The sequence below is a fragment of the Rhizobium acidisoli genome (genome assembly GCF_002531755.2).
Classification (GTDB): domain Bacteria; phylum Pseudomonadota; class Alphaproteobacteria; order Rhizobiales; family Rhizobiaceae; genus Rhizobium; species Rhizobium acidisoli.
In genome coordinates this window covers 46,868-58,557 of sequence record NZ_CP035002.1, presented here as the reverse complement: position 1 = coordinate 58,557, position 11,690 = coordinate 46,868, and the positions used below count along the sequence as shown (strand labels likewise).

Genomic DNA, 11,690 nt, shown 5'->3' with positions numbered 1-11,690 from the left:
CATAACGACGCGTCTTCGGAGGGTTCACTTTCGTTCGTCTTTTGAACATGCACCTGCTCGGATCTCGTCCGAACGTTTCATCCGACGCTCACCACCACGGCTCTTTACCGCAGCAGCTCGGACTGGTTTGAGACCTGCTCCTGAAAGCCGATCCGAACTCCTTCCGCTGCTCTGCAGCACACTTTCATCTATGAAGACCAGGCGATGCGGATCGAAGCGGCCTTGCCAGGCCTTCCAGCGTGCTCTGCGCCGGACAATGTCGGCGCGACACCCTCACGCCGCGTGCGGCCAACTCGTCCTGCAGCCGATGCAGCGTCAGATGCGACGTCTCCTCAATCCGCTCTATGATAAAGGCTCGGTACGGCTCCAAAATACGCCGGCGATGGCCGCCCATCTGGCCGGGCGAAACACATGGATGCTGGCCTCCAACCCAGCATCCATCATGAATCACAAATCTGCTAATTTGGGAATCCGCCGATTCCGAAAAGAAATGAACTACTTAGCCGATCGGATCCAATGCCACGAATCCGCTGCTCCTGATGTCTGGCGCAAGCCCGCTGATACGCCTTCGCCTGTCTCCGCCGACCTGCCGTGCGCAGGATCGCCAGTTGTCCCTAGTGCCACCCCCTCTGACGACGATCGCCGCTGGCGGCGGGCATGGTCGAAGTGATGATCCGATCATGGATGCACAAGCCGGCATTATCCTGCCTCTACCGGATCGATCCGTCTCGGAATATGGCGCGCTTCTAACGTCTGTCGATCCAGCCGACATTGTTCGGCGGCAGTTCTCTCGTGCGCGACTGGGGCCGGACCGGAACCGACGGTCGGCTGAAGGTGGAACTGTTCGATACGCCCAGGGAGGCTGCTGCAGCACGCGAACATGTGGCCGGCCGCAAACTGCTCCGCCGCTATCGGCACGCGAGTGCGGCAGGCACAGCGCAAGGGGCCGTTACGCCGCAGGGTGCGAAAACTGCTTCCGCTGGCTTCGCGGAGCGGGCAATGCCGCCGGAATAGAGCCCGGTCCGGCCGGCCGGATGCGCTCAAATCCTGCTCATGCTTGAGACCACCACCGCAGATCTCCCACCGGAACGAAGGCAAGGGATGGCAGACCCGTGAATATGGAAAGGACCGGCCAGCGCCGGCGCTCTCCAAACCCGCCAGGCCAACCCTTCCCGGCCCCTCTCTCCCTCTTTCGCCATGCCAACAGCCACAGGTCTGAGAGGCTGGCGGGATGGGGCTGCAGCACGGTCCGCGTTGCCGATACTTCTAAATTTCGACGGAGCGACTTCTAATTATCAGCTTGTTGACTTCTAATTATCATGCTTAATAATTCTAATTTTCGGAGATCGGAACGCATGTACCAGCGGTTTGTAAAAAGACGGGTAGAGGAAGCCCTTTCCGACACCCCTGTGGTTCTAATTGTCGGCCCCCGTCGGGCAGGCAAAACTACGCTGGTCCGGCAAATGAACGAAGAAGGACGCAGCTATATCACGCTCGACGATCAGACCGTCCTTGCCGCCGCTCAATCCGATCCCGCAGGCTTCATTCGCGGTCTCGATCGCGTCGTCATCGACGAGATCCAGCGCGCGCCGGATCTGTTACTGGCAATCAAAAAAACGGTAGACGAAGACTATAGGCCGGGACGCTTTCTGCTGACCGGTTCCGCGAACGTCCTGACGCTACCCCGCGTCGCTGATAGCTTAGCGGGCCGCATGGAAACGATTCGAATGCTGCCGCTCGCCCGGGCGGAGGTGGAAGGCGCAACCTCAACCTTTCTGGATCGGCTGTTCGAAGGAAAATTACGGGGTGATCGGGCGGCGATGGTTGGAGACGATCTCGTTCGCCTCGTTCTTCTCGGCGGATTTCCAGAAGCGATAGCCCGCGAAAGCGAGCGACGGCGGCAGGACTGGGTGCGAGCATACCTGACCTCGGTTTTGACGCGCGACTTGCGTGACATCGCCGACCTCGAGAAATTGACCGATCTTCCCAAATTCGTGCGGCTGCTTGCCGAACATTCGGGCCAGTTGGTCAACTACTCGCAATTCGGGTCGAGCATCAACGTCACTTACAAGACAGCACAGCGATATATTGGCCTTCTGGAACAGATATTCCTGATCGCAACTCTACAGCCTTGGTATACCAATGCCCTGAAGCGGATCGCCAAGACACCGAAGCTGCATTTCCTCGATTCGGGTGTGTTAGCAGCAGCTCGAGGCCTTACCTTTGATAGGGTGAAGGCTGACCGCGGCACATTTGGAGCTCTCCTGGAGAGCTTTGTGTTTTCCGAAGTCCTAAAGCTCATGTCGGGGTCGGATTTGCGACTTGCACCCTATCACTTCCGGGACCAGCAGTCGCATGAGGCGGATCTCGTGCTCGAGCGTGACGACGGGACGATCGTCGGGATCGAGGTGAAAGCGAGCGCCACGGTCAAGGCCAGCGATTTTGGGGGCCTGAAAACGCTTTCGGATGCATGTGGGGGGAAATTCGCCTTCGGCATTGTTCTTTACGACGGTACCGATGTCGTACCATTCGGCGAGCGGATCGCCGCGGCTCCGCTCTCCTGTCTATGGCGATGAAAGACTTAGCGGCCGTGAGACTACATACTAACTAATTTACACTAGTATAAATCCCGGGCCGCGTGCTACGCTCTCCTATTCGGCTTGATCAGCCTTTCGTCAGGAAAGCGAGGGACGATGTGCGACAGTTTTTGATCGGGAGTCAGACGTTCGATGAGAGTTCTCCCGAGTTTCAGTCCCAACTCGAGCGCGCTTACGAACAGAAGCTCAGGCCGCTCTGCCCATGCCGCGAGCCGGCCATCGCGATGTACATCGCCAGGACGGATGGACAATTTCTCATCAAGCGCATGCCGCTTTCAGGCCGAGATCATGGCCCTGGATGCCCATCCTACGAACCGCCATACGAGCTATCCGGGCTCGGCCCGTTGATCGGCAATGCTATCCAGATCGACGCAACGACCGGCGCAGCGATGCTAAAACTCGACTTCTCCCTATCGAAACGAGGGAACCGATCGGTTTCGACAATGCCTTCTGAGCCGTCGGAAACCATACGGCGCGATCCCAAGAAGCTCTCGCTGAGGGCAATGCTCCATTATCTCTGGGATACCGGGGAGCTTACGGAATGGACGTCGCTCTGGGCCGGGAGACGCGGCTGGGGCCGCGTCCGCAGCAGCCTGTTGAATGCCGCAAGACAGATGATCGTCCGCGGCGGCCCGCTCAACGACATCCTGTTCGTTCCGGAAGTGTTTCACCAGGAAGACAAGGATGGAATTTCCGCCCGGCGCGCCGCGATGTTGGCTGGAGCCCAGGCAAATGGTTCCGGGCCGCGCAAACTGATGATGATGGTCGCTGAGGTGAAGGAGTTTTCGTCGGCACGCGACGGCCAGAAAATACTGCTGCGCCACCTCCCCTTTCCTTTCATGATCGATGAACGCGCGTGGAAGCGGCTCAACGCCCGATATGAGACAGAGCTGGAACTGTGGCGATCGAACGAGGAGTTCCATCTCATCATGATCGCCACGTTTGGTATTTCGGGCGTGGGGATCGCAACTATCGAGGAAGTGGCGATGATGGTGGTAAACGAGAATTGGACCCCGGTCGAAAACATCCATGAACAGCACCTCTTGGAGCGGCTCTCCCGCCTGAAGCGCAGGAGCGTGAAAGGGCTGCGGTTTGATCTTTCACGCGATCAGCCGATTGCCGCCGTGACCTTGCCGGAGGCAAGGCCGGAACCCGTCGCGATGTTCATCGTTCCGCCGAATGCCGACGAAGAATACGAGATTGCCTTGAATGAAATGATTGCCGCAAGAGCCGAGATGAAACCATGGATTTGGCGAGTTGCCGAGGGCGAAATGCCACGCTTGCCATGATCCGCATCGGCTACGCCTCGTTATGTCTGATTATCGTAAAAGTAAAACCATCCGCAAGAGCACAGACCGGCGGCTTTGAAAGAGCGGCTTTGTAGCTGTACCTATCGTCCAACCCGCGGATTATCTCGACAGTAAGAACTTTGCCTACGAATCGGCCCAGTGACTTCCCCGGCTTTCTGCATAGCTGCACTGCACAATAAATGTTTTACCAACCGGTCAAAATATGAGCATATTGCCTCCAGCTGATGCAGTTGATGGTTTTCCTCCCAGTGCCATCGTGTCAGCTGTTCCCTCTGAAGGTTATTGACCTTCACACCTTAAAGGGCCCTGATTTTCCAGCGGCCCTATTTTTCTGTGTCGGCGGCTAGGTATGGGTGAGGCTCCGCCGGAAGGTATGCATTGAGTTTCGGCTCGAAGCGGCATGCCGTTTCCGCGACGGCGGGACAAGATCACAAACGAACTGCCAAAGCGCCATGCGACAGAATCTAATCGTTTCCAGCATTTCGGCAGGCGCGATTCTGGCCGTCGGCTTTCCTATCGCAACATCACGATAGTACACCTCGCTCACTCGAATTGCCGCTCCTGATGATGTGGCTGCCGACAGTTGCCAGGGCTATAGGGCAACCCGCCTCTGGGCGGGTTTCAATCAGATGATGAAGAGTATCGGAGAAATCAGCATAGCGGCGCCGTGAGGCGGATTTCGGGAATTCTCGCCACGCTAAGGGCGGAACAGGGCAGCCGCAGGAGCCTCAGCATAGCGGCCGACAGGGAGGCGGAACCGACTGCCCCCGCCCGTGCGTTCCTTTTGGCGGTTTTTGGAAAAAGAAGGTGCCGCCGACCGGTTCGAACGAGTGACAGCGCGTCAAGGAACCCTTGGCGAACATCACGGTTTAGCTTTTTGAAGCGGCAGCACAGATGCGTTCAGTGAAGAGTGCGTCGAAACCTGTACGAACGCTAGAACGCTGCAGCCGTCGCTCCTCTGTCATGGCAACCTTAGGAATTCAACATGCGCGCCGAGACGATAATTTTCGAGCCGAGCGATTGGGTTCCGAACAATCCCCGTCTTCCTGTATTGCTTTACAGAGGCCTTTTTGCCGACGGTGGACCAAATGATTTCAAGAGTCGCTTCGCAGCCAACGGTTGGACAGGCATCTGGACAAACGGCGTCTTCAATTATCAGCATTACCATTCCGGCGCCCATGAGGTGCTTGGGATTGCAGATGGTGGCGCCACCCTGCTGATCGGCGGTCCCGGCGGTCAGGCACTCAAGGTCATCGCGGGAGACTGTTTGGTGCTTCCAGCCGGGACGGGGCACCAAAATCTCGGTTGCACCGCGGACTTCCAGGTCGTCGGCGCTTATCCCAAGGGACAGCATGCCGACATCCAGACTTCGGCTGCCTCAAGCGAAATGCTGGCGAAAATCTCGTCCGTTCCCCTACCCCGCAGCGATCCCGTTCAAGGCTCGTCGGGATTTCTCACCGAGACATGGCGATAGTCATTTGCGGAATCCGACCGATTTGCGGCGGTAGACCCGATCGATGACCTCGCCGGGGAGCACCAGCCTCGCGGTCATCAAGCCAGAGGCCGTTTCGATCACCGGCTATCCTGGGTGAATTGAACAAAACTCGTGTCGACGCCTTATCTGCCTTAAAGCTTGCTAAAGGCCAGGACCATGGACGTCAGGCAGACAATCGAAGCGGTCGAACAGTGGCTCAGAACGTTCGTGTTGAGCGAATGGACGTTTTACCAATTCGGGATCATCGCCATCGGTTACCTCGCAGCGTCTTTCCTGGCATCGCGCACCGAGCCTGCGTTGGAATCGAAAGCGAGGCGCATCAAAGGTAATCCGGACCTGTTGCGCGTCATAATCGCTTTCATGCGCCGCTTGAAGTGGCTCTTTCTGGCCATAGGGCTATGGCTTGCAAACGTTGCTCTCACTCAAACGACCTGGCCGTCGCGACGGTGGCTGGTCTCAACCGCCCTGACGCTAACGGCGGCGTGGTTCATCATCTCCGTTCTGACCAAGATCATCCGCAATCCCACATTGTCGCGTATCGTCGCAATCTTCAGCTGGAGTTACGTCGCGTTGTACGCACTCCGCCTTGACGATCCCGTGCTCTCCGCGCTCGATGGGCTGGCTGTCAATCTCGGGGCTGTGCGACTTTCACTTCTTCTTGTGGTCAAAGCCGTCGTCCTGGCCGTCACGCTCATCTGGGTCGCGGTTCTCGTCGGCAATGTCCTTTCCCATTGGGTGCAGAGGTCGGGCGACCTTTCGCCATCGATCAAGGTTCTCATCAGCAAATTCATAAAAATCGGCTTGATCATCATCGCCGGCGCAATCGCCTTATCAGCCACGGGCATCGACCTTACCGCATTGACCGTTTTTTCCGGCGCCGTTGGCGTAGGCATAGGCTTCGGCCTTCAGAAGGTCGTATCGAACTTCATCTCCGGCATCATCATCCTCCTCGACAAATCCATCAAGCCGGGCGACACGATCACGCTCGGCGATACCTTCGGATCGATCCGCGATCTGCGCTCGCGGTTCGTCTCGGTCATCACCCGTGACGGCAAAGAATACCTTATTCCCAACGAGGACTTCATCTCCCAACAGGTCGTCAACTGGTCGTTCTCCAGCGACTACGTCAGGATCGACGTCGACTTCGGCACGGCTTATGACAGCGATCCGCATGAGGTTGTCAGCATCGCAATCGCAACTGCCTCAACGGTGGACCGCGTCGCCAACCACTACAAAGCGCCGGTATGCTGGCTCACCTGCTTTGGTGCTTCGTCGCTGGACTTCCGGCTTCGCTTCTGGATCTCCGATCCCGCAAATGGCCTGACGAATGTCAGGGGCCAGGTACTGATGGCACTTTGGGATGCGTTCAAACAAGCCGAAATTTCCATCCCCTTCCCGCATCGGGAAATCATCATGAGGACGCCTGTGGAGATCAAGCAGTCGCGCGAGGCCTAACTGCCGCATCAAAGCGGGCAACGTTCCGGCTGGTGGCTCTCCTGTCAAAGCCGTCGCCTGAGTGCCCGAAGCCGGCGAAACGCCGCTGATGCCGAAATCAACCTCGCGCTACTCTGAGCGGCAGGCGGTGACCTCAATCCTGTGCTGGTCGATACAATGAAACAGCTCCACGATTCCGGTTATCGGATAACCAGCGTCCTCTGGGTGCAAGGAGAGAAGGACCTCGTTATCGGCAACAGTGCGGAGGCCTATCGGAAAGGTTTCATGTCGATGGTTGACACATTGCGTCAGCACGGCGTCGAGGCACCCGTTTACATTTCGATCGCATCGAAATGCCCGGAGTCGAGCAACGGCGGCTCCTAGAAGCTTATTCCAGACAATACGATAGTGCGGGCGCAACTGACCCTGTCAAAAAGCGGTCACGGTATTCGAGAGGGCGTAAATTCCGACGCGTTACTCGATGGAGACGACCGCTACGACGATTGCCATATCGGGGGTTCGGGCGCGGAGAAAAGTGTCGCAGGCCTGGCTGACCCTTCTGCGCGGCGATCGCCGCCTGGAACCCTCGGGATAGCGTTCGTTGACGGGTCGTCGTTTCAGGTTGGTCCCGCCCTATTGGGCACCTTATCGCTTGTCACTGATCTCACGGTGCTCTCCGACCGAGTGGACGGTGGCGAGGATGACGTAGCGTGCCAGTGTGTCCGGCACTAGAGCTAGACTTGCAACGTCCCGCCTCGGTGTTCGATCGTTGTGGATACGAAATCGATCTATTTCTTTTGATTTTTTCGGTCGAGGACATCTCGTACACGGATGGCAAGATCTCCAAGTGAGAAAGGCTTCTGCAGGAGATCAACGCCCTTGTCGAGCCGGCCGTGGTGTACGATGGCGTTGCGGGAGTAACCCGTCGTAAACAGCGCCTTGACGAAAGGCTGGACCTCCCTTGCTTTCGCGACAACATCTGCGCCGCTCATTCCACCAGGCAAGACCACGTCGGTAAAAACAAGGTCTACGGGCAGGTTGTCCTTTAGAAGGTGCAGAGCCGACGGACCGTCCTTGGCCTCCAAAACGCGATAGCCGAGCTCCTTCAGCGATTCCGCCGAATACAGCAGGACGTCGGGATCGTCTTCAACCACCAGGATGATCTCTCCGACCGCGGCCTCAGGCATTGGAAGGTCTTCTGGAATTTCCTCGTCAATGACCTCCGACAAGAGCCGCGGAAGGTAAATTTTGACGGTCGTTCCTTCTACGAGTTCGGAGTAGATGTTGACGTGTCCTTTCGACTGTTTGACGAAGCCATAGACTTGGCTCAGCCCCAGACCGGTGCCCTTGCCCTGCTCCTTGGTGGTGAAAAACGGTTCGAAAGCGCGAGAGATGGTTTCTGCATCCATACCCGATCCCGTATCGGATACCGAAATCGCCACGTATTGTCCGGGTATTACTTCAGCATGGTTTGCAGAATAGGCCTCGTCTAGATGAGCATTGAAGGTCTCTATCGTAAGCTTGCCGCCCTCGGCCATTGCATCGCGCGCGTTGATGGCCAGATTGAGGAGCGCGCTCTCCAGCTCGTTTGGATCAGCTTCGGTTTTCCAAAGGCCGCCAGCCAGGACGATTTCGATCTGATAGATTTCCCCCAGCGTTCGATACAAAAGCTCTGACATTCCACGAATCAAACTATTTGCGTCAAGCGGTATTGGGTTGAGGGGCTGGCGCCTAGCGAAGGCTAAAAGTCTTTGTGTCAGCGCCGCCGCCCGATCGGCGCCCTTCATCGCCTGCGAAGCAGCGCGGCGAAGCCGGCCCGCATCGGATGGCAGGTTTCGCAACAGCGTCTCAAGATTTCCAACGATGATCTGCAGTAGGTTGTTAAAATCATGCGCGACGCCTCCCGTCAGTTGCCCAACCGCCTCCATCTTCTGGGCTTGCCGCAAGGCGTCCGCATTCCGGAGAAGTTCATCGGTTTTTTGTTTCACAAGATCTTCAAGATGGGCGTTCAACTCCTTTAGAGCCTCTTCTGCCCGACGCCGCTCCTGGAGCTCGCGCTGCGCAGCCTCAAAAAGACGGACATTGTCGATCGCAACCGCGGCTTCACCGGCAAGACCGGTCAAACCCTGTTCGGACTCCTCGCTGAACACATCGGGGTCGGAATGTCCAAAGAACAACCCACCGATCACCTCGCCAGTTCGGGAGACGACAGGGACAGCCAGATAGCTGCGGACGGGAAGGTGCCCTTCCGGCATTCCTGCGTAGGGGGCGTTTTTGCCATAGCGCGGGTCCAGGGTAATGTCGGCTGACCGCACGATGCCTTGTCCGCTGAATGTCGCGGCGAATACGGCCGTGTTGCGAGGCATGGGGAATATTGAAAATGCTTCGGGAGGAACGCCGGCCAGCGAATAAAGCATATAGCTCTCGCCAGTACTGTTGACCACATTGTAGAAAAACGCGCCGAACTGCGCTCCGATCAGTTCCACCCCCGCGCCAGTCACCACCTGAACGACTTTTTCAAGATCGTTTTCCCGGGCCAGGACGGCGCCCGCACGATTGAGAACTTCGAGCGCCCGGGTGCGCTCGCGCAATGCGGTTTCTGTCCGTCGCTGCGTGGTGCGGTCCCGCAGGATTTTGACGAAGCCAACGAGACCTTGTCCATCGGCAAAAAGCGGCGTGGTCTCGCCGACTACCCATATTTTGCTTCCGTCCTTTCTAAACCGCCATCCCTCGCCGCCACCCTTGCCCTTTCGTCTTGCGTCAGCAAGCTCGTTTGCAAGCAGGCTGGCTGCGCCTTGCTGAGCTGGGAAGATCTCATCCAGGGTCTTTCCCAGCATCTCCTCTTCGGCCCAGAGAAGGAGGTTGGAAGCTCCTTTGCTCCAGCCGACAACGATGCCGTTTGGGTCGAGGATAATGATGCCGGTATCGACGGCACTATCGAGGATTTGCTGGAGGCGGTCGGCGGGCAGGTATGTCGACGAGGTCATGTTTGCTACCGGAAGGAGAGCTTGGGCGTGTCTGCGGAACTTAGCACAAGCCCCGCATACAAAAAGACCCCACATCGGGAAGAGCCCTCTACAGGAGGTTTAGGCCAAGGGTCCGCGACTTTTGATGTCTGATGTCCATTTCAGCTTCCACCTCAGATATGCCGCGAAATGGCCGGATAAGTCGGGCTGGTGACCTTTTGATCAAGAGGGTTCGCCATTGAAATCAGCATGCTCGGCCCGGTCGTCCTGCTCGAAGGATACAATCGAACGTTTCTGACCGCGAGAATGCGATCGCGATTGCGGCATTAGTCGTCGGTCTCGCGAACGTCCATGACCGCATGCTGAGCCGCCTCCCCCCGCACTAGGTGGGTAATGCGCGGACCATGAGACTAAGGTCCCAGGAGCCCCGGCCTGAAGTCCCATGCCCGGAACACTTCCTCCATTGCCCAGTTTAGTCCCGCACCGGAACGAACCTTCAAGGAGGAAAAGTAAAATGAAAACCAAGGTTGTAGTAGTCACAGCAGGTATTCTGCTTGCATCGACGTCTGCCTTTGCCCAGTCGTCGACAGTGACAGGCGCAGCAGGTGGTGCTGCGACGGGTGCTATCGTTGGCGGCCCGGTCGGTGCTGCTGTGGGGGGCATCGTGGGCGGTGTGGCAGGAAGCGTCATTGATCCACCGCCGCAGAAGGTAGTGACCTATGTCCAACAGGCTCCGGCACCCAGCGAGCGTGTTGTGGTGAAGGAAAAGCTGGTCGTGGGACAGCCCCTGCCGGAGACAGTGGTCGTGACGCCGATCCCCGATGACCGGAAGTATTCGTACGCGATTGTCAACGATCAGCGTGTGATCGTCGAACCTTCCTCCAGAAAGGTCATTCAGATCATCCAATGACAGTGGGTGGTTCCTACCGCCAACAATGAGGTACGCGTGCGCCGCGAGATGCGGCCCCATGGTGTGTCCGACAATCCGGAGTTTGAACATGAAAAGCAATCATCTCACAATGATGCTCGCCGCGCTGTCGCTGAGCGTATCGCCGCTTTTAACATTGCCGGCAGCAGCACAGCAGGACGCACAGAAGAGCGGGCAGGCTCAATCCGGCTCTCAGCCGGAGGCGAAATCTGGTTCACAATCCGGCTCTAACGCTACCGGCATGGGCGCCGACTGCACTCCGGATGCCTCTGGAGTGTGCCCACAAAGCAAGGATCAGTCGTCGCAGCAGAAATCCGGTCAGGGTTCGGACACGCAAAAGAGCGCCAAGCAGCCTTCGACTGACAACAGTTCAACGAGCGGAAGCGCGTCCGGCAAGCCATCGGCGGAAACCAAGTCCGGTGGCACGGACGCCAACGGTGGCGCCACCACCGAACAAAAGCCTGCTACCAAGCCCGATGGCACGGATGCCAGCGGCTCGGCAACATCAGGCTCCAAGAGCAGCACGCAAAATGCCAAACCGGCAGAGGGAACCAGCAACGGGAGCGCCACGCAAAGTGGTGATGCGTCAAAGCAATCGACCGACCAGAACTCGTCGACGACCAACAAAAGCTCTTCTGAAACCAACAAGAACACGTCGACTGACAATCAGACTTCAAACACAAAAACCAACGTTAGCATCTCCGTCGAACAGCAGACCGAAATTCGAACGGTGGTGAAGGAGGTCCATGTTGCACCAGTGAAGGAAGTAGACTTCACGGTCTCCGTCGGAACGAAAATCCCGAAGAAGGTCCGGCTTGAGCGGCTGCCGACGCGCATTGTTAAGATCGTACCTCAGTACGAAGGCTACCGCTTCTTCATCCTTGCGGACGGCCGGATCGTCATCGTCGATCCAAATGCGCTCACGATCGTCTACATCATCGAGGCTTAGCAAGCGTTTCC

Annotated in this window: 8 protein-coding genes and 3 pseudogenes; 9 read left to right on the top strand and 2 right to left on the bottom strand. The window is 57.5% G+C overall.

What is annotated here, in order from left to right; translation table 11 throughout:
- Positions 1-165: 165 nt before the first annotated feature.
- A pseudogene (locus tag CO657_RS32725) lies at positions 166-409 on the bottom strand (IS630 family transposase); the annotation flags it as partial.
- A 383-nt stretch (positions 410-792) separates the two neighbouring features.
- Between CO657_RS32725 and CO657_RS32720 the strand changes: the two are divergent.
- From CO657_RS32720 to CO657_RS32690, 6 genes and pseudogenes are all read left to right on the top strand, one after another.
- Positions 793-1,014 carry a WGR domain-containing protein gene (locus tag CO657_RS32720; protein WP_245293112.1) on the top strand — a complete coding sequence of 74 codons (222 nt, stop codon included), beginning with the start codon at positions 793-795 and terminating at the stop codon, positions 1,012-1,014.
- 341 nt (positions 1,015-1,355) lie between these two features.
- Positions 1,356-2,576: an ATP-binding protein gene (locus CO657_RS32715; protein ID WP_003595438.1), complete on the top strand. Its 1,221-nt coding sequence runs from the start codon at positions 1,356-1,358 to the stop codon at positions 2,574-2,576.
- A 119-nt stretch (positions 2,577-2,695) separates the two neighbouring features.
- Complete coding sequence (locus CO657_RS32710; protein ID WP_054186288.1) at positions 2,696-3,886, top strand: DUF1173 domain-containing protein; 1,191 nt, start codon at positions 2,696-2,698, stop codon at positions 3,884-3,886.
- Between the two features lie 1,006 nt (positions 3,887-4,892).
- Complete coding sequence (locus CO657_RS32700) at positions 4,893-5,381, top strand: hypothetical protein (protein WP_003595434.1); 489 nt, start codon at positions 4,893-4,895, stop codon at positions 5,379-5,381.
- Positions 5,382-5,558: 177 nt separating this feature from the next.
- Positions 5,559-6,857, top strand: coding sequence for a mechanosensitive ion channel family protein (locus CO657_RS32695; RefSeq protein ID WP_054186289.1), 1,299 nt, complete (start codon positions 5,559-5,561; stop codon positions 6,855-6,857).
- A gap of 117 nt (positions 6,858-6,974) precedes the next feature.
- Positions 6,975-7,431: pseudogene (locus CO657_RS32690) on the top strand (sialate O-acetylesterase); the annotation flags it as partial.
- A 193-nt stretch (positions 7,432-7,624) separates the two neighbouring features.
- On the opposite strand, the gene CO657_RS32685 reads toward CO657_RS32690, so the two are convergent.
- The gene (locus CO657_RS32685) at positions 7,625-9,823 is read right to left on the bottom strand and encodes an ATP-binding protein (RefSeq protein ID WP_054186290.1); all 2,199 of its coding nucleotides are present in this window, start codon (positions 9,821-9,823) and stop codon (positions 7,625-7,627) included.
- 213 nt (positions 9,824-10,036) lie between these two features.
- Here CO657_RS32685 and CO657_RS37800 point away from each other — a divergent pair.
- From CO657_RS37800 to CO657_RS32670, 3 genes and pseudogenes are all read left to right on the top strand, one after another.
- Positions 10,037-10,188 (top strand): annotated as a pseudogene (locus CO657_RS37800) (BON domain-containing protein); the annotation flags it as partial.
- A 128-nt stretch (positions 10,189-10,316) separates the two neighbouring features.
- Complete coding sequence (locus tag CO657_RS32675) at positions 10,317-10,712, top strand: DUF1236 domain-containing protein (RefSeq protein ID WP_054186291.1); 396 nt, start codon at positions 10,317-10,319, stop codon at positions 10,710-10,712.
- An 88-nt stretch (positions 10,713-10,800) separates the two neighbouring features.
- Complete coding sequence (locus tag CO657_RS32670) at positions 10,801-11,679, top strand: DUF1236 domain-containing protein (RefSeq protein ID WP_128715646.1); 879 nt, start codon at positions 10,801-10,803, stop codon at positions 11,677-11,679.
- Positions 11,680-11,690 lie beyond the last annotated feature (11 nt).